Annotated in this window: 13 protein-coding genes; 4 read left to right on the top strand and 9 right to left on the bottom strand. The window is 65.3% G+C overall.

The features are described 5' to 3' along the window. Positions 1 to 1,644: 1,644 nt before the first annotated feature. The 3 genes from AC5P5R_RS01745 to AC5P5R_RS01755 form a co-directional block, all read right to left on the bottom strand. The gene (locus tag AC5P5R_RS01745) at positions 1,645 to 2,094 is read right to left on the bottom strand and encodes a hypothetical protein (RefSeq protein WP_138927384.1); all 450 of its coding nucleotides are present in this window, start codon (positions 2,092 to 2,094) and stop codon (positions 1,645 to 1,647) included. Between the two features lie 119 nt (positions 2,095 to 2,213). Continuing rightward, positions 2,214 to 3,608: an HlyD family type I secretion periplasmic adaptor subunit gene (locus tag AC5P5R_RS01750; protein WP_049422738.1), complete on the bottom strand. Its 1,395-nt coding sequence runs from the start codon at positions 3,606 to 3,608 to the stop codon at positions 2,214 to 2,216. A gap of 30 nt (positions 3,609 to 3,638) precedes the next feature. Continuing rightward, a complete protein-coding gene (locus AC5P5R_RS01755) occupies positions 3,639 to 5,777 on the bottom strand; it encodes a type I secretion system permease/ATPase (protein WP_235202901.1) in 2,139 nt (712 codons plus the stop codon). Positions 5,778 to 6,035: 258 nt separating this feature from the next. Between AC5P5R_RS01755 and AC5P5R_RS01760 the strand changes: the two genes are divergently transcribed. The 4 genes from AC5P5R_RS01760 to AC5P5R_RS01775 all read left to right on the top strand — a co-directional run bounded on the left by AC5P5R_RS01760 (position 6,036) and on the right by AC5P5R_RS01775 (position 12,470). Further along, on the top strand, positions 6,036 to 7,067 hold the full coding sequence (locus AC5P5R_RS01760; protein WP_100437977.1) for a LacI family DNA-binding transcriptional regulator: 1,032 nt from the start codon (positions 6,036 to 6,038) through the stop codon (positions 7,065 to 7,067). Between the two features lie 355 nt (positions 7,068 to 7,422). Beyond that, a complete protein-coding gene (locus AC5P5R_RS01765; RefSeq protein WP_100437976.1) occupies positions 7,423 to 8,325 on the top strand; it encodes an ABC transporter ATP-binding protein in 903 nt (300 codons plus the stop codon). 12 nt (positions 8,326 to 8,337) lie between these two features. Next, the gene (locus tag AC5P5R_RS01770; RefSeq protein WP_100437975.1) at positions 8,338 to 11,922 is read left to right on the top strand and encodes an ABC transporter permease/M1 family aminopeptidase; all 3,585 of its coding nucleotides are present in this window, start codon (positions 8,338 to 8,340) and stop codon (positions 11,920 to 11,922) included. A 167-nt stretch (positions 11,923 to 12,089) separates the two neighbouring features. Then, complete coding sequence (locus AC5P5R_RS01775; RefSeq protein ID WP_100437974.1) at positions 12,090 to 12,470, top strand: hypothetical protein; 381 nt, start codon at positions 12,090 to 12,092, stop codon at positions 12,468 to 12,470. Here AC5P5R_RS01775 and AC5P5R_RS01780 read toward each other — a convergent pair. The 6 genes from AC5P5R_RS01780 to AC5P5R_RS01805 all read right to left on the bottom strand — a co-directional run bounded on the left by AC5P5R_RS01780 (position 12,460) and on the right by AC5P5R_RS01805 (position 19,279). Further along, positions 12,460 to 12,768 (bottom strand): hypothetical protein, encoded by a 309-nt coding sequence (locus AC5P5R_RS01780; RefSeq protein ID WP_100437973.1) that lies wholly within the window; start codon positions 12,766 to 12,768, stop codon positions 12,460 to 12,462. The genes AC5P5R_RS01775 and AC5P5R_RS01780 overlap by 11 nt on opposite strands. Next, positions 12,765 to 13,229, bottom strand: coding sequence for a GNAT family N-acetyltransferase (locus tag AC5P5R_RS01785; protein WP_012479386.1), 465 nt, complete (start codon positions 13,227 to 13,229; stop codon positions 12,765 to 12,767). The genes AC5P5R_RS01780 and AC5P5R_RS01785 overlap by 4 nt, the downstream gene beginning before the upstream one ends. 150 nt (positions 13,230 to 13,379) lie before the next feature. Continuing rightward, a complete protein-coding gene (locus tag AC5P5R_RS01790; protein ID WP_043034169.1) occupies positions 13,380 to 13,766 on the bottom strand; it encodes an SseB family protein in 387 nt (128 codons plus the stop codon). Between the two features lie 121 nt (positions 13,767 to 13,887). Beyond that, positions 13,888 to 15,603 carry an alpha-amylase family glycosyl hydrolase gene (locus tag AC5P5R_RS01795; protein WP_044569633.1) on the bottom strand — a complete coding sequence of 572 codons (1,716 nt, stop codon included), beginning with the start codon at positions 15,601 to 15,603 and terminating at the stop codon, positions 13,888 to 13,890. Then, the gene (locus AC5P5R_RS01800; RefSeq protein ID WP_012479383.1) at positions 15,603 to 17,090 is read right to left on the bottom strand and encodes an MFS transporter; all 1,488 of its coding nucleotides are present in this window, start codon (positions 17,088 to 17,090) and stop codon (positions 15,603 to 15,605) included. The genes AC5P5R_RS01795 and AC5P5R_RS01800 overlap by 1 nt, the downstream gene beginning before the upstream one ends. Then, positions 17,087 to 19,279 carry a glucosidase family protein gene (locus AC5P5R_RS01805; RefSeq protein ID WP_100437971.1) on the bottom strand — a complete coding sequence of 731 codons (2,193 nt, stop codon included), beginning with the start codon at positions 19,277 to 19,279 and terminating at the stop codon, positions 17,087 to 17,089. Before AC5P5R_RS01805 ends, AC5P5R_RS01800 begins: the two co-directional genes overlap by 4 nt. Positions 19,280 to 19,326: the final 47 nt, after the last annotated feature.

Raw genomic sequence — 19,326 nt, forward strand, 5'->3', positions numbered from 1 at the left:
ACGCGCCAATAGCCGCGCCGATGGGTCCGGCATAGGTCGTGCCAACGGCCTGCAGCAAGGCACTCCACGTCTGTGCCATCGTGGCACCAACATAGGCGCCCACAGCAGAGCCGATCTGAGCGCCCAACTGTCCACCCACTGTTTCGAACTGGACGAGGCTGGCGCCCAGGCGCGCGCCGATGTACCCACCGATCGCGGTAAAGACCTGCCCCTTTGACAAGCCATCTGTGATGCCGATCGTGGCGCCATCAGCAATCTTGATCGCATTCTCAATGATCTGGCTGAGTGAGCTTGCGGCAACGCTCTGTCCGACCTCTCCCAGCGTGCCCTTGATGCCAAGCGAGCTGATCAGCTCAGCCGTCAAATAGGCAGAAACCGTGCCAGCAGCGGCGCCCTGAAGGCTTACTCGAAATTCGTCCGGAACATCAGAGAGCAGATCCAAGACGCCCGCCCGGGTCACGACCTTCGTTCCACCGGCGGCTGCAATCTCGCCCAGATTTTTGCCTACCGTCTTCAACGTGGCTGAAGCGAGCACCTTCCACAGTGGATCGTTGATCTTCAGCGCAGAGGCTATTGCCCCGCCAATGGCCCCGCCCAAACCCCCAGACATGGTGATTCGTTGCAAGGTTTCACTGTCAACGGGGAGCTGTATCTGTGAAGGGCTTCGCGGCTTCTGCGAAGCATCACCCTTTCTATTGAAGACCCGCAATGGCCCTCGGCCATCAGAGAATATGAACTGGCTATCTCTTCCGCTGAAGTACAGGCCGTCTGCTTCAAGGACCGCCTCGTTGCCACCTATCGCCTCAAGATCAATCCGAACGTCGCCAGGCTGGTTTCCCGCCGGCATCAGCCGCTGCATCTGCAGCTCGGCTTCGATGATGTACTCCAATTGGGGACCCAAGTAGTAGTTCCGGTAATCGAGCCCCCCGGATTGGCCGAGCCCCGCACCGGTACCGTCGTAGTAGCAGATTCCGAATCCCTCGATGTTCGGCGAATTCCTGCTGGACTCAATGGAGTAGTTGCCGCGCATGGTGATGCCCTGTGCGAGCTTGTAACTACCATTGGGCTCCTTGATGACGCATCCCGGTGGCATCGCCTGATACATCCTGGCCAAGAACGACTGCTGGTCAATGCCATTGCTGGAATTGAGTACGGCTCGTCCCCAGACTGCGTTCCATCCGCCGATCATCGCAACCGCTTCGTTTTCGCGAGTAGCCTTGAGGTAGGCAGCCAGGATGGGCGTGTAGTCTCTGACACCCTTCACGACCGAGAGTGCGTATACCTGCTGGCGGAAAGTTTCGAGCGCTTTGGCGTTCTCGACTTGATAGATGCTATGCGCGGTTTCATGGCCGAGCACGAATGCCAGCGCGTCCAACGCAGCTTCACCTCCAGCAACGAACCGATCGCGACTTATACGGATGACTCCGGACCCGGCGCTGTAGTGCCCTCCCTCTGTCGCACCGGAGGGAAGCAGTTCGATTCCCTTCAGCGTTCCATTCTTGGCGGATACGTTCAAGCGAATCATGAGTTCGGGTGAACTCTCGATTGTCCGCCTAATGGTCTGCTCGGCCTTGGAGAACTGCCCTCCCTTCTGACGGAGGCTCTGCAGAACGGCTTCAAGCTCGTTGTTGATCGATGGCATGTTCAGAACTCCCGGGGACCGATGCTGATCGTTTCAACGCACTGATGGCGCTGACCATTGGTAGTGCTTGTGTATGTCCTGACCGCAACCTCCACGTTTCTGGCACCGAGGTACCAGGTCTCGGGAAGCAGCGTTGATCTGACTGGCCCACCCTCCATCCCGATGGCCTTGAGCCTCCGGGCAAACTGATCGGCATTGAAGGTGCAGGTGCTCCCTGGCGTGGCAACGTAGGTGTCGAGGCGCGTTTGATAGCCACCGTTGCGAAACTCGGTGTGCATCCAGAAAGACCAGCCTTCGACCGTGACCCCCTCCCCTCTGCCGGAAGAAGGCAAACCTGCTCCACGCCGCCAACTGACCCGCATCGCCTGTTCCAGAGTGCTCGGCGGGATGCCCTTCCAGTGGTCCCCGCCCTGTCGGGCCAGCAGTCCAACCAGGCGTTCCTGCAGGTCCACCGACCTCAAGGAGGCGTGATCTCGTGCCTGTAGATGCCAAGGGAGGAGTACCAGCGCGAGAATCAGACCAAGAGCCCGCATAGGTACAGGGTTGCCGTTTGAGGCTCGAACTCCGCTTTTCATCGCTCCCTCCCCGCCTCCTGAACACGCCGCGACAGCGGTGACAGCAGGTATTCAATGATGCGGCGATCACCGGTCTTGATCTCCGCCGTGGCAGCCAAGCCTGGCGCCAGCGCGCGGCGCCGGCCATCCACTTCGATCCAGGGCTTCAGCAGGCGCACGCGCGCCGGGTAGCGTAGCCCTTCCTTCTCGGTCTGCACCGCATCATGGCCCACGGTCTCCACGATTCCGTCGACCACGCCGTAGCGGGTGAACGGGTAGGCCTCCAACTTCACCTCCACCGACTGGCCGTCGCGGACGAAGCCGGCATCACGATTGGGCAGCATCGCATCGACCACCAGTTCGCCGTCGTGCGGCACCAGCACCATCAGCGGATCTGCCGGCTTCACCACGCCTCCGATGGTGTGCACCTGCAGCTGCTGCACCACGCCGGTCACCGGCGCGCGCAGTACCATGTGCCCGGCCTTGTCATGGGCCTTCTTCAATTCTTCGCCACGCAGCGCGCGCGCCGCTTCGGCCTCGGTCAGGGCGTCCAGTGCTTCACGTGCGAACTCGCTGCGGCTCTTGCTCATCTGCTGGCTGGCCGCCAGTTGCGCTGCGGTCGCTTTGCGCTGCTCTTCGCGTCGGATCGCCAGGTCCTGGCGCATGCCGACAACACGCTCCTTCACTTCGGCCACCTGCAGTCGCGGCACATAGTTGTCGCGGCTCAGCTCCTCCAGCTTGTTCAGCTGGTCTGTAGCCAGCGGCAGCTGCTCTTCCAGCTTGGCGATCTCGGCCAAGATCATGCCGTGCTCGCCATCGCGCTGGCTGCGCTCCTGCTGCAAGCCGCCCACGGTGGAATCGAACTCGCGCTGTTTGGCGGCCACCAGTGCCTGCTGGATGGCAACGATGCTGTCAGATGCTCCCTCCGGTGCGATGAACCGACCGGCCCGGCCGGCAACGTGGTCAACCACGGCCTGCGCCCGTGCCACATCGATCTGCGCGGTCAGCAACGCCTGGCGCGCCTGCTCGACCTCGGCATGGCTGACCGTCGGATCCAGTTCGAGCAGCGGCGTGCCAGCCTTCACCGACTGCCCTTCGACCACATGGATCGCACGGACCACACCCTGGTCCGCAGCCTGGATCACCTTCACGTTGCCGCGCGGAATCACCTTGCCTTCGGCCACGGCGACCATGTCCAGGCGGCCAAGGCACGACCAGACCAATGCGATGGCGAGAAAGGCGATCAGCAGCCAGAGAACGGTGCGGCCGATCGGGTTCGGGGGCTTTTCCAGGATCTCCAGCGCCGCCGGCAGGAAGTCCGGCGCCGCCGAATCGCGTTGGTCCGGCTGCGCACGCTCCGCGCGCAGGCTCTCGCGCAGGATGCCCAGGTGATGCCTCAGTCCCTTCAACATGCGTGCTGTCCTTGGCTGGGCCCGCAGTGGTCAGTTCAGCGGGGCCGCCACGGCGGGCAGGCCCATCTGTTTGGTGTAGAGCAGTGAGTAACGGCCTCCCGCGCGGAGCAGATCCTCGTGCGTGCCGGTCTCGGTGATGCGGCCACGTTCGAGGGTCACGATGCGGTTGGCCTGGCGTACCGCCGACAGACGATGCGCGATGATGATCACGGTGCGGCCGGCGGACATCCGCTTGAGGTTGTCCTGGATGACCTCTTCGCTCTCCGCATCCAGCGCCGAAGTCGCCTCATCGAAGATAAGGATCTTCGGATCGATCGCCAATGCACGCGCGATCGCCAGGCGCTGCCGTTGGCCGCCGGAGAGATTGCCCCCGCGCTCGTCGATGCGAGTGTCGTAGGCCTCGGGCAGCTCCAGGATGAAATCGTGCGCGCCAGCCAGCTTGGCCACTTCCACCACCCGGCTCATCGGCATCGCCGGGTCGGCCATGGCGATGTTCTCGCGCACGCTGCGGTTGAACAGCAGGTTTTCCTGCAGCACCACACCCACCTGTCGCCGCAGCCACGCCGGATCCACCATGGACAGATCGACACCATCCACCAGCACACGGCCGCGCTCCGGGGTGTGCAAGCGCTGGATCAGCTTGGTCAGGGTCGACTTGCCGGATCCCGAGGGCCCGACCACGCCGAGGATCTCACCCGGAGCAATCTCCAGACTGACCGACGACAACACTTCCTGCCCCTCAGGCCGATAGCGGAACGACACGTGCTCCAGCGCGATGCGGCCATCCACTGCCGGCAGGCTGGCACGCGAGGGTGAGCTGGCCGGTTCGGTAGGGGAGTTGAGGATGTCGCCCAGCCGCTCCACGGCAATGCGCGCCTGCTGGAAGTCCTGCGCCAACTGCGCCAGGCGCAGCACCGGCCCGGCAACCTGCCCGGCAAGCATGTTGAACGCCACCAGTTCGCCCACGGTCAGCTTGCCGTCAATCACCAGCCGCGCGCCGAAGAACAGGAGTGCCACGGTGGCCAGCTTGTGGATCAGCTGCACCGCCTGCGAGCCCCAGTTGGCCAGCATGCTGGCGCGGAAGCTGGCCTGGATGTAACCCGCCAGCTGCTTGTCCCAGCGGTTCTGCGCCTGCGGCTCGACCGCCAGCGCCTTGATGGTCTCCACACCGGTCACTGCTTCGACCAGGAACGACTGGTTTTCGGCACCGCGCACGAACTTTTCATCCAGGCGGCGCCGCAGCATCGGCCCGACCACCATGACCACCACCGCGTACAGCGGCAGCGTGATCAGTACGATCAGCAGCAATGCAGGGCTGTACAGCCACATCACGGCCAGGAACACGATGGCGAAGAACAGGTCCAGCACGACCGTCTGCGCCGAGGAGGTGAGGAACTCGCGGATGGTTTCCAGTTCGCGCACGCGCGCCACCGAATCGCCCACCCGGCGCGCCTGGAAATAGGCCAGTGGCAGATGCGTGAGGTGCGAGAACAGCTTCGATCCCAGCTCGGCATCAACGCGGCTGGTGGTGTGCGAGAACAGGTAGGTGCGCAGTCCGCCCATCAGCACTTCGAACACCGAAACCACCAGCAGGCCGAGGGCAAGCACTTCCAGCGTGGTGATGCCTTTGTGCACCAGTACCTTGTCGATCACCACCTGGAAGAACAGCGGCGTGATCAGTGCCATCAACTGCAGGAAGAACGAGGCTACCAGCACGTCACGCAGCAGGCGGCGATACTTCACCAAGGCAGGAATGAACCAACCGACATCGAAGCGCCTCACGGCGCCGGCCACGCTTTCACGCGTGGTCATCAGCAACAGGCGGCCATCGAACTCCTGCGAGAACTCGCCAAGGGACAGCGTGACCGGGCGTCCGTCGGCCGCCGCGTCGAAGCACAACACGTTCTCGGCGTCGGCCTTGAGCACGAGCGTATAGCGCCCGTCGGCCAGGCAGGCAATGGCGGGCAGCGGATGGTCGCGCAGCGCGGTAACCCGCGCCTGTACCACGCGTGCCTTGACGTCCATCCGCTTGGCCAGGCGCAACAGATCCTGTGTATCGATACGGCCTTCGGGGTGGCCCAGCTGGTGCCGGAGCTGGTCGGGGTCGGCAGGCCGGTCCAGAAACCCCAACAGGGCGACGAAGCACGCCAGCGCGCCTCCATCGTCCACGCACAGCGGCTCCTGCAGATCGATCCCTGATCCGTTACTGCCCACGTCAACTGCCTTGTTGTCCCCTGGTGCGCGGACTCTAGGGCCATCCCATGGCAGCTGTCCATCCGCTGAATGCGCTTTTGTGCAAATCAGGTCAAAGTGACAAATTGATCACATTTTTTAACATCAACTCCGTTCATCCACACAGGAGCGCACCTGCAAGCAGAGGGCCAGCCTCATGGCATCATGATCGCTGCACGTTCCCTATCCGTTCCCATGACGATCAAAGGCAAAGCCACCTCCCTGGACATCGCCCACCTGGCCGGGGTCTCCCAGCCGACCGTGTCGCGGGCCCTGCGAGGCAGCCCGATGGTCAATGCCGAGACCCGCGAGCGCATCCTGCGCATCGCCCGCGAACTGAACTACAAGGTCGACAAGAACGCCTCCAGCCTGCGCCTGCGCAACGCCGGCACGCTGGCCCTGCTGTTCTTCGAGGACCCGACCAACGACGACTCGCTGATCAACCCGTTCTTCCACTCGATGCTGGGCTCGATCACCCGTGCCTGCGCCCTGCATGGGCAGGACCTGCTGGTCTCGTTCCAGCAGCTGTCCACCGACTGGCAGGCCGATTACGAGGACAGCAACAAGGCCGACGGCATCATCCTGCTCGGCTACGGCGACTACCACGAATCGCGCGACCGCCTGCAGCAGCTGGTCGAACAGGGCACGCACTTCGTGCGCTGGGGCGCCGCCCTGCCCGGCCAACCCGGTGTCTCGATCGGCAGCGACAACTTCCAGGGCGGGCATGACATCACCACCCACCTCCTGCAGCAGGGCTGCCACCGCATCGCCTTTCTCGGCCATGCCTCCAGCCATTACCCCGAATTCCAGGAGCGCTACCGCGGCCATGTCGCGGCCCTGCAGGACCACGGCCTGGCCGCCGAACCGACGCTGCAGCACGATGCGATCACCACCGAGGCTTCCGGCCAGGAAGCCTGCCAGGCACTGTTGGCACGCGGTGAACCGATCGATGCGATCTGCGCCGCCAGCGACCTGATCGCCATCGGCGCGATGCGGGCCCTGCGCGAGGCCGGCCTGCGGGTGCCACAGGACGTAGCGGTGACCGGCTTCGACGACATCCCGCTGGCAGCCTCGGTATCCCCGGCGCTGACCACGGTGCAGCAGGACACCAAGCAGGCCGGCCAGCTGCTGGTGGAACGCCTGCTGGCGCTGATCGGCCGACAGCCGGTGGAGAGCCAGAGCATCCCGGTGAAGCTGGTGGTGCGGGAATCGTCGCTGCGCCGGTAGGCGCCGCCAGGCCTCCCGCCACGCCCCAACGTGCGACGGCGGAATTCTCCCCCCATGACCAACGGCGGATGACGCCTGCCTGCCCGTGAGCGATAACCACGACGCACACAGGGAACATCGGTAGCGCTCGTCTGCTGAACTGCCGGCTGGCATCCGGACAAGAGCCCATCGCATGCAATCCGGTGTTGCAGCTCAGTGCCTGCAGGACACCCACGAGTATCCATGACTCTGGGACACGTCCTATAGGACGTTGAGGCTGCACGTCCCAGAGTTTCAGCCTTCAAGGCCAGGCAACCTGATTTCAGGTAGCCCGGTCGATTCCACCTCGGTCCGCCTCTTCTACTGGAGCTGCCAAGTGCTGAAGATCGATTCGCTGTCCAAGACGTACGCCAACGGCGTGCACGCCCTCAACAACGTCAACCTGGATATCCCGCGCGGCATGTTCGGCCTGCTCGGCCCCAACGGCGCCGGCAAGTCGTCGCTGATGCGCACGCTGTCCACCCTGCAGGAGGCCGACAGCGGAACGGCGACGCTCAGCATTCCAGGCGAGGCGCCGATCGACGTGCTGCGCGACAAGGACGCGGTGCGCCGCCGGCTGGGCTACCTGCCGCAGGATTTCGGCGTGTATCCGAAAGTCAGCGCGCTGGACCTGCTGGAGCATTTCGCGGTGCTCAAGGGCCTGACCCAGCGCGCGCAGCGCCGCGAGGTGGTCGATGGGCTGCTGCAGCAGGTGAATCTGTGGGATGCCCGCAAGCGCAAGCTGGGCACCTACTCCGGCGGCATGCGCCAGCGCTTCGGCATTGCCCAGGCGCTGCTGGGTGACCCGCGGCTGGTGATCGTCGATGAACCCACCGCCGGCCTCGACCCGGAAGAGCGCAACCGCTTCCTCAACCTGCTGGCGGCCATCGGCGAGAACGTGGCGGTGATCCTGTCCACCCACATCGTCGAGGACGTGACCGATCTGTGTCCGACGATGGCGATCATGAACAAGGGCCAGGTGCTGCTGACCGGCCGTCCTGCCGAAGCGATCGACGCCCTGCAGCACCAGGTCTGGCGCAAGCAGGTTGATCCTTCGGAACTGGCCGACCACGAGGCACGCTACGTGGTGCTGTCCACCCGCCTGGTCGGTGGTCGCCCGGTGATCCACGTGCACAGCACCAACGACCCCGGCGACGGCTTCGCAGCCGTGGCTCCCGACCTCGAGGACGTGTACTTCCAGCGCCTGCGCCTGCAGGCCCGTGCCCGCGCGGCAGCCTGAGCGGAGCACGCCATGATCTTCAATTTCTTCCGCTTCGAACTGCGCGAGCAGCTGCGTTCCCCGCTGCTGTGGCTGCTGGCCGGGCTGTTCGCCCTGCTTGCCTTTGCCGCAGCGTCCAGCGACGCCGTGCAGATCGGTGGCGGCACCGGCAACGTGCACAGCAACGCGCCCACCGTGATCGCGCAGATGCTGGGCATCTTCACCCTGCTCGGCATGCTGGTCACCGCGCTGTTCGTCAGCAACGCGCTGTTGCGTGACTTCGAACTCGGCACTGCCGAACTGATCTTCGCCAGCCCGGTGAAGCGCCGCGATTACCTGGCCGGGCGCATCGCTGCCGCCCTGGCGGCCGGGCTGCTGGTCTACATCCTGATCGCGTTCGGCCTGTGGCTGGCGCCGTTCATGCCCTGGGTCGATCCCGAACGCATGGGCCCGATCAGCTGGCAGGGCTATGCCTGGACGTTCGCGGTCATCGTCATTCCGAACCTGTTGTTCACCACCGCGCTGCTGTCGCTGCTGGCAGCGCTGACCCGCTCGATCCTCTGGGTCTACATCGGCCTGGTGGCCTACCTGGTCCTGTACGGCGCCAGCGCGGCGCTGCTGCGCGACATCGACAATACGTGGATCGCGGTGCTGAGCGAACCGCTGGGCATGCGCGCACTCGGCCGTACCATCCGCTACTGGTCCACTGCCGAACGCAACAACGGGATTCCCGAGCTGGCCGGTTACCTGCTGGCCAACCGCGCCCTGTGGTTGGGCGTGGCTGCCGCGCTGTTCGCCGCCACCTTCGCGCTGTTCCGCACCGAACGCAGCGGCAGTGGCCGTCCGCGCTGGGGCCGCAGGCAGGCGCAACCGGCTGCCGATGCCAGCGTGGTCCGCCCCACCCGCGCGACACTGCCGCGCGTGATACCGGCGTTCACTGCCAGCACGGCGTGGCAGCAGTTCCTGCGCCAGGTCCGCTTCGATACACGCGGCGTCCTGCGCAGCGTGCCGTTCATCGTGCTGCTGGTATTGGGCCTGGCCAACTTCCTGCCCAGCGCGCTGTTCCGGCAGACCCTGTACGGCACCTCGATCTGGCCGGTCACCTCGCAGATGATCATGGGCCTGCAGGGGGCCTTCAGCTGGCTGCTGGTGATCATCGTGCTGTTCTTCGCCGGTGAGCTGGTCTGGAAGGAACGCAGTGCGCGCATCAATGAAGTGACCGATGCCATGCCAGTGCCGAACTGGGTGCCGCTGCTGGCCAAGTTCACCGCACTGCTGGCCGTGATCGTCTGCTTCCAGGCCGCCGGCGCGCTGGCCGCGATGGGCGTGCAGCTGGCCAAGGGCTACACGCATCTGGAGCCGCTCCTGTACCTGCGCAGCCTGGCGCTGGATTCGGTGGTCTACATCCTCATGGGGGGCCTGGCGCTGGTGCTGCAGGTGCTCACCAACAACAAGTTCGTCGGTTACGCATTGCTGATCGTGGTGATGATCGGCCAAGGCGTGCTGGGCATGCTCGACTACACGCAGAACCTGTACAACTTCGGCAGCTGGCCCAACGCACCCTATTCGGACATGAACGGCTACGGCCACTTCCTGACCGGGCAACTGGTGTTCCAGGGCTACTGGGCGCTGTTCCTGCTGACGTTGATGTGCCTGGCGTCGGCCTTCTGGGTACGAGGTGTCAGCCAGGGTCTGCGCCAGCGCATGACCCTGGCCGGCCGTCGCCTGCGCGGCCCGACCGGTGCCTTCGCCGCAGTGGCCGCCCTGGCCTTTGTCGCCGTGGGCGGCTGGCTGTACTGGAGCACCAACATCCGCAACGAGTTCATCTCGCCCGACCAACAGCTGGATCTGCAGGCCCGCTACGAGCGCGAGCTGTCGAAGTACCGCACGCTGCCGCAGCCCCGCATCGTGGCGGTGGACAACCGCGTGGATCTGTTCCCGGAATCGCAGTCGATGGTGATCGATGCGAACTGGACGGTGCGCAATACCCACGCCACGCCGATCCAGGACGTGCACGTCTCGATGGGCGATGACAAGCAGCTGGTCGCGGTCGACCTGGGTGGGCAGACCCTTTCGATGCATGACGCCGATCTCGGCTACCGCATCTACCGCCTGCAGAAACCGCTGCAACCGGGTGAAACCCGCAGCGTGCATTTCCGGGTGGTGCAGAAGCCCAACGGCATCACCGCGGGCCAGGCACCAAGCAACATCGTCGACAACGGCACCTTCTTCAACAGCCGCGTACTGCCTTCCTTCGGTTACAACGAAGGCGCCGAGATCAGCGACCGCAACGAGCGGCGCAAACGCGACCTGGGTGAGCCGCGGCGCATGCCCAAGCTGGAAGACGAAGCCGCGCGTGCCAACACGTACATAGCCAACGATGCCGACTGGCTCGACTTCCGCACCACGGTCTGCACGGCACCGGACCAGGTGGCGTTGGCGCCGGGCTACCTTCTGAAGGAGACCACGGTAAGTGGCCGGCGCTGCTTCAGCTACGCCATGGACCGGCCAATGCTGAACTTCTACGCCTACCTGTCGGCACGCTGGGAGGTACGCAGGGCGAAGTACAAGAACATCCCGGTGGAGGTCTACTTCGACCCGGCGCACGGCTACAACGTGGACCGTATGATCGAAGCGGTGCAGAAATCGCTGGCCTACTACGAGGCGAACTTCACCCCGTACCAGCATCGCCAGGTGCGCATCATCGAGTTCCCAGGCTATGCGCGCTTCGCGCAGTCGTTCGCCAACACCATCCCCTACTCCGAGGCCATCGGTTTCATCGCCGACCTGCGTGACCCGGACAAGGTGGACTACGTGTTCTACGTGACCGCGCACGAGATCGCACACCAGTGGTGGGCGCACCAGGTGATCGGTGCCAACGTGCAGGGCGCGACGGTGCTGTCCGAATCGTTGTCGCAGTACTCTGCGCTGATGGTGATGGAGCAGGAGTACGGCCGCCAGCACATGCGCCAGTTCCTCAAGCGCGAACTGGACGGCTACCTGTCCGGCCGCGGCGGCGAGGCCATCGAGGAACAGCCGCTGGAACGTGTGGAGAACCAGCAGTACATCCACTACCAGAAGGGTTCGCTGGTGTTCTACCGGCTGCGCGAGGAGATCGGCGAGCAGGCGCTTAACCGCGCATTGAAGCGCTTCCTGCAGGACAAGGGGTACCAGCAACCGCCGTACACCACCTCACGCGAGCTGCTGGACTACATCCGCGCCGACACCCCGGCCGACCGCCAGCAGCTGGTCACCGACCTGTTCGAGAAGATCAGCTTCTACGACAACCGCGTGATGGCCGCCAGCGCCCGCAAGCGCGATGACGGCCGCTACGACGTGACCCTGGACCTGCACGCCGCCAAGCAGTACGCCGACGGCAAGGGCAAGGAGAGCGACGGAAAGATGGATGACTGGGTCGAGGTCGGCGTGTTCGCCAATGGGCCGTCGGGCAAGGAGCGCGACCAGAAGGTGCTGTACCTGCAGCGCCACCACATCACCAGCGCCGATCCGAAGATCACGGTAACGGTGGACGAAAAGCCGGATGAAGCGGGCTTCGACCCGTACAACAAGCTGATCGACCGGGTGAGCGATGACAACCGGCGCAAGGTAACGATGTGAGGTATGCGGTGGTGCCAGTCAAATGGCTGGCATCACTGCTGCAGACAGAAACGACATGCCACGCCCAATTGCGTCATTTAAAGTCCTGATTGGCCAGAGATGCAGGGACACCACCAGATTCCATTTCAAGGCAAGCGATACTCTCCGTGCACCTTCGAGAGGCCGCGATGACATCCAGCCATATCTACTTCGCCGCACACGGAATCTCAGCATCACTGAACTGGGCAGCCGAGGTATTGGCCGACGGTGGTCTTGAGCTCGAATTGGAGCTGGGTGGGAACAGTGTTCTCATTACGGGCGATGAAGACGTTCGCCTGCGGCTCTCTCTCAACGACGCGCCCCATGTCCTCCAGGAAGCCATCGCGCTAGCGCATGGCACTGAACACGTACATGCCATGAGCCAGTGCACGGCCAGATTCGAGATCTCAATCACCGACCTGGAGGCGGTGTTGGATGAGATGAACACGCTGATCGAGGTCCAGCAGACACTGCTCACCGCCGTGGACGGTGTCCTGTGGAACGAGTGGAACGAAGCACTCAGCCGGTGATTTCCGGCTGAGGCCTGGCCTTCGGCCCAAGCAACGCCAGCAGTACATAGAACACGATCGAGGCGACGGTGCCGAGCGCCGCCGGCAACCCGAACGCCCACGCCGAACGGCGCTGCTGGCGCGCCCACTGGGCCAGATGCCAGGCCGCGCCCAGGTTGATCAGCCAGGCAATGACGAACACCGGCCATAGCACCATGCCCACCGCGCGCAGCAGGGGCATGGACACCAGCGCGGCAGCGATCGCCGCGATCAGGAAGATCAGGGCCGAGCGGGAATGGCGTGCCGTGGATACGCTCATGCGGCCAACCTGCGCACCATCACCAGCACGCGATAGCTGCGGTTGTCGGCTTCCTCCAGCGGCTTCCAGCCCAGACGCGCATACAGCCCACCGTCCAGGGCCTCGGTCTGCAGGTAGAGATCGGAAACCCCCATCCGCACCGCCTGCGCCGCTGCTTGCTCCACCAGCGCGCCAGCCAGCCCACGCCCGCGATGGCTGTCGGCCACGAACACGCTGCCCAGCCAATGTTCGTACTGTGGGAAAGCCTGCATTTCCCGCCGCTTGAGCTGGACTGCGCCAACCACCTGACCGTCATCGAATACGGCGATCAGGTGCGGGAAACCTTCGGCATCCTGTGGCGGATTGAGCCGCTGCAGTTCCTGTTCCACTGTCAGGCCGGCGTCCTGGCCCCATTCCGCGTGGTACCACCGGGCCAATTGCTGCCGTTCCGGTGCGTCGGCGGGTAGTCCCCTGAATTCCATGGCAATGCCTCGATCCCGATGTCACCCAAGGGGATCATGGACGGCGCCCGAAGGGAAGCCTTCTGTAAAGTCGAGCCATGCTCGACACATCAAGCCATGCGCGAAAGGCAGTCGAGTATGGCTCGGCGTTACAAATGGCGCGACGGCAACTCAGCCTTGGGCGAAGTCCTTCAGGATCTCGCCAACGCCGCTGGGCGAGATCTCAAAGCCCAGCGAAGTACCCGGGTTGATCACCACGCCGTAGCCACCCGGCACGCGGCGCAGCACGTCCAGCATCAGCCAGCGGATCTGGTGTTCGGCCTGCTGGCTGTAGACGCCCACCCGCGACGGATCGGTGAACACCGCCACATGCAGGGTGCCCTGCTTGTCGAACAGCAGCGGGTCGAAGCCGCTGCCGTCCGGGGTGACCAGGCTGCCGGTCAGCAGCACTACCTCGGAAGCGACGAAGGCTTCCATGAAGGTGCGGATCGGCACCGCCCCGTCCATCGCCGCCTTCAGCAGGGTTTCGATCGGGGTCTGCGGGGCGAGGTCGGTCATGGCGATACGGCGGGGCGTGAGGGGTGCCTATTGTGCCGGATGCGGCCAAACCCGGTAGTGCCGGCCACTGGCCGGCAGCTGCAGGTACCCGGAATCCGGGGCTGCCGGCCAGCGGCCGGCACTACCGCCCCAGACGCTGGTCCCGCGCCTTCTGGTCGGCCATCGCCTTGTCCAGCTCGGCCTGCAGCGCCGGCTGCTGCACGGCAGCGTCCAGCACATAGACCTTCACGCCGTGCGCGGGCACGTCGGCCTTCAGCGGACCGTTCACCTGCAACGAACCGCCGTCCAGCGCATCGCGCCAGCGGCCGGACTGGACGAAACGCGCCACGGTGAGGGTCCTGGCGTGGTCGCCCTTGTTCAGCAGCACCAGCGCGGTCTGCGCCACCTCGCCATGCTGCAGCACGCGCAAGAACACTGCCTCATCGCCCTGCAGGCGCTCGTTCACCTGCAGGCCGCGCTGCAGCGCCGGGGTGGCTTCGCGCAGCCTGGCGATACGCTGCAGCGGCGCGAAGATCGGGCTCTTCGGCGCCGCATCCACACGCGGCTGGCCGAAGTACGCACGATTGCCGGCATGCTCGGCACGGCCACGCATGAAGCCCGTCTCCGAACCGTAGTAGACCACCGGAATGCCGCGCGCGGTGAACAGCCAGTTGTGCGCATCGATGAAACCATCGTCGCTGGCCTGCAGGCGCGGCATGTCGTGGTTGTCGTAGAAGCTCATCAGCTCGTACGGGTTGGCGTACGGTCCGCCGCTCAGGTGCAGCGGCTCGGCCAGGGTTTCGAAGCCCTTGCCGGCGGTGCCGAAGGTCTGCTCCAGCGCGCCGCGCAATGGGAAATCGAGCACGCTCACGTTCGCGTTGGCGGGCCAGGTGTGCTCGGCGATGCGCGCGGCATCGTAGTCGAACGCTTCGCCGAACATGAACATGCCCGGATGCTCGGCGCGGATGCGCTTGACGAATTCATGCCACCACGGGTGCGGCAGCCAGCCGATGGTGTCGATGCGCAATGCGTCCACGCCCTGCGCGGTCCATTGCAGGTAGGCGCCGACCAGGTAGTCCATCACCGCCGGATTGTCCTGGTTGAAGTCCGACAGCTCGGCCAGGTTGCCGTCGAAGATCGAGCCGTCCTTGCTGTCGACCGGACCGATGTTGTTGTAGAACGCGTGCAACGGGTTGTGCTTCGGATCCAGTTTCTGCGGCGGCAGGTTCTGGTGGTCGGCGATCAGTTTTCCGTCCTTGTCGAAGATCTGCCCGAACTGCGGCTGCCGTGTCGGCATGGTCCAGGCCGGCGAACCGTGGTTGCCTACGATATCCAGCACCACCTTCAAGCCAGCACCGTGCAGGCCCTTGGTCAGCCCGGCGAAGTCCAGGCCCCTGCTCGGCAGGTGCTCGTCGAGCTTGTAGAAATTGATGCCCCAGTAGCCGTGGTAACCGGTCTTCCCACGATCAGTCAGCGTGCTGGTACAGCTGATCGGCTTGCTGCCGGTAAAGGCCTCGTCCGGGTTGTCGACGATGGGCGTGATCCACACCGCACCGAAGCCCAGGTTGCGGATGTACTGCGCATTGTCGAGCACGCCGCGAAAGTCGCCGCCGAGATAGCCGATGTTGCCGTCCACCTTGTCCGGGCATGGCACCGGGATATCGAAGGTGCGGTGCGCGCCACCCTGGTCACGATGGTCATTGGACGGGTCACCGTTGACAAAGCGGTCGGTGACCACGAAGTACACCGCATCGCTGGCGAACGGCTCGGTGGTGCCGACGTAGTCCGGGCGCGGCGCGGCCGCGGCCTGGCCGGCGAACAGGGCAAGGGAAACAGCAACAGCCAGGACACCACGCATCACACCACCTCCGGACGGGACGGAACCCGCAGCACGCACAGGCCGGCCAGGAACAGGCTGCAGCCGCCCAGCACCAGCACATGCATCGGCTGGCCACCCAGCCATGCGCGCAGGGCAAAGCCAAGCGCGCTGGCCGCCACCAGCTGCGGGATCACGATGAAGAAATTGAAGATGCCCATGTACACACCCATCTTCGACGCCGGCACGCTGTCGGACAGCAGTGCATACGGCAACGACAGGATCGAGGCCCAGGCAAAGCCCACACCCACCATCGACAGCAGCAGCCAGTGCGGGTCGCGGATGAACATCAGCGAGACCAGGCCGGCGCCGCCCAGCCACAGGTTGACCAGGTGGCTCCAGCGCAGGCCGATCGCACGCACCATCGGCGGAATCAGCACCGCCGCCAGCGCAGCGAAGCCGTTGTAGGCGCCAAACAGCACGCCCACCCAGTTGGCACCTTCGTTGTAGGCGGCCGACTGTGGATCGGTCGAACCGAAGTGGGTACCGGCCACCGCAGCGGTGGTGTAGATCCACATGGCGAACAGCGCGAACCACGAGAAGAACTGCACCCACGCCAGGCGGCGCATGGTGACCGGCATCGCGCGCAGGTCGCCGACGATGGCGGCCAGCATATGCGTGGCCGGCAGCGCGCGCGCCGCCGCCAGCAGCAGGCCGTAGCCGGCGCACAGGCCGGCCAGCACGTACAGCATCCTGTCGCCTTGCCGCCAGGTGATCAGCAGCGCCAGCAACACACCCAACCCAAGCCACAGGGTCACCCGCGTCCATGAAGCCGGGCCGTTGATCGCGGCCGCCGCGTGATGTTCCGGTGGCTCGGCATCATCGAACCCGGCCAGCTCCGCTGGTGAATATTCGCGGGTGCTGACCACCGTCCAAGTGATCGCCGCGAGCAGCACCACCGCGCCGAAGTAGAACGCATAGCGCACAGTGTCGGGCACTTCCCCGGCGGCCGCGGTGTTGGCAACGCCGAAGTGGGCCAGGATGAATGGCAGGAAGCTGGCGACGATGGCGCCCACGCCGATGAAGAAGCTCTGCATCGCGTAGCCGGCCGGACGCTGGCGTGGCGCCAGCTGGTCGCCGACAAAGGCACGGAACGGCTCCATCGATACGTTGATCGAAGCATCCAGCACCCACAGCGTGCCGGCCGCGATCCACAGCGTCGGCGAGTTCGGCATCACCAGCAGCGCCAGCGTGGTCAACACCGCACCGATCATGAAGTACGGACGACGACGACCCCAGCGGGTCCAGGTGCGGTCGGACAGGTAACCGATCACCGGTTGCACCAGCAGGCCGGTCAGCGGCGCGGCAATCCACAGCCCGGGTACCGCGTCGATGTCCGCACCCAGCGTCTCGAAGATGCGGCTGGCGTTGGCGTTCTGCAGGGCGAACCCGAACTGGATGCCGAGGAAGCCGAAACACATGTTCCAGATCTGCCAGAACGACAGCTGCGGTTTGGCGGGACGATTCATCGTGCACCCTCTTCCATCGCCACCGGCGCCACCGTCAGCGCCTGCACCTGGGCATGGTTGAGCACGCCCTCGCGGCCGCCCTTGCCACCGGTGTAGTGCGCGAAATGTTCAAGCGCGCTCATGTTGAAGCCCTCTTCAAGCGCGACCGTACATTGCCCCTTTGGCACCGTGAATGTTGCCGAGGTCGAGTCCTGCACGGCCACGCTGTGCGGCAGCGTGACCGTATGCCGCTGCAACGGCTGGCCCGGGCACTGCAGCACCAGCTGCTTGACCGCAGCCGTGACGCCGGTGTTGATCGGCCCGTTCGGGTTTCGATATTGCAGGCGCAGGCGAACCTGCCCGGCCTTGGCCGAGGTGAACTGCCAGCGCTGCGCACCCTTCAGCACCTGCTGCGGACCGACGCAGACCATTGGGCTGTGCAGCGATTCCAACGCGCCTTCGCGTCGGGTCAGGCTGAGGCAATGCTGCAGCCCATCGTCGCTGATCTGCACCTGGCCATTGCTGGCGACGACGGCCCTGCCGTCCTTCCACAGAACCTGCCCGGCTTGCACCGGAACGTTCCAACCCGTGCCCCTGCGCAGGGCCTGCGGTGCCGCCGGTGTTGCGGGCGCACGCGCGTTGGCATCCGCAGTCGTGGCAGCGAAGCCTGTTGCTGCCGGGGCAGTCACCAGCTGCACCGTGGTGGTCGTGCCGCGCGTGGTGGTCCTGCCCGCCACCAGCAAGCCATCGCCCACGCTCTGCGGACGCTCCACCACATAGCGCTTGCCAGTGACTTCCAGGCTGATGCTGCGCTGCGTGCCGAACAGTTCCGGCACCAGCGCGGCCGGCAGCTTGGGCTGCACGCGGCCATCGTCCTGCACGCCGAACACGCCTTCGACCACCATCGACAGATACCCGGCCACCGACCACAGCTGGCGTTCGGAGTTGACCACCGGGCCGCTCAGCGCGCCTTCCTCGACATGCACGGCCTGGCTGACCAGCTCGTAGTTCTCCATGTTGGAACCGGCCAGCGCGGCGCCCCGCATCAGCGAACGGATCTCGGCGGCGATGCGCGGCGCATCGTCCAGCTGCCGCGCCGCACGCAGCGAGTAGGCGCTGACAAACGGCCAGATCGCGCGGTTGTGGTAGATCGGCTGCTGCGCTTCCTGCGGCCAGACCACGGGGCTGCCGGCTGGCCCCATCGGGTAAGCAGCCAGTGCACGGCGCGCGCGCTCGGGCGGCAGCACCCCGGCGAGGATGCCCAGCGACAGGCCCAGCAGATCGACCTTGGCGTACGGCACCGGGTGCGCGGCTTCGCCGATGTAGCTCATGTACTGGCCGATATCCTCGCGCCAGAAGCGCGCATCGATCTGCTGCGCCAACGCATCGGCCCACGCCTTGTAGTTGGCCCCGCGGGCGTCGCCGTGCTGGCCGGCCAGGCGTTCGGCCAGGCGCAATGCCTGGTAGTGCAGCACGTTGGTGGACAGTGCGTAGGAATCACCGATGAAGCGCACGTCCTCGCGGGTCCAGTCCGGATAGGTCTGCTCGCGCCAGTCCAGGAAGGAGGTCTCGCCACGGTACAGGCCCACCTGCGCGTCGAACACCATCGCGCGGTCCTGCGCCAGCGTGCCCTTCAGCGCCTGCCAGACCTGGTCGGCAAACGCGCGATCCTCCAGCAGATGACGGGCCGCCAGGAACCACACCACGCGATCGCTGCTGATCGGCCAGCTGCCACCGGAACCGGTGTCCTGCGCCACGAACAGGCCGGGCGTGTGCCCGTCGCGCGCCGCCGACAGCTTGAACTGCAGCGACTGCCTCGTGCGTTGCGGGTCCAGCCGCGCCAGCGCCAGATCGGCGGCGAAGCTGACATCGCGGGTCCACACATAGGGCCAGCGCGCGCCGGTCTGGAAACACTCGCACGGCACCGGCCGGCCTTCGTCGAACGCGGGATCGCGAATCGCGTCCACGCGGTCCTGGTCCATCTCCTGCTGGGCCAGCGCGAACAACGCGTCGAACATCACGCTACCGGTCTGGCTGCGCATCGGCATCGGCGCGATACGCACCTCACCTTTCGGCGCATGCAGCACGAAGCTGCCGTTGGCAGCGGCTTCGGCGCGCGCATGGCGGCCGTCGAATTGCAGGTCGGCCGCCTGCGCGGTCGATCCCAGCGCTGCCCCCAGGGCAGCGGTCAGGCAAATGATCTTCAGCATCGAAGCGGCGGACCGGCTTGCGCCCGTCGGCCTCCCTCCCTCTCTGC

Source organism: Stenotrophomonas sp. YJH_SMC_19 (assembly GCF_059367915.1).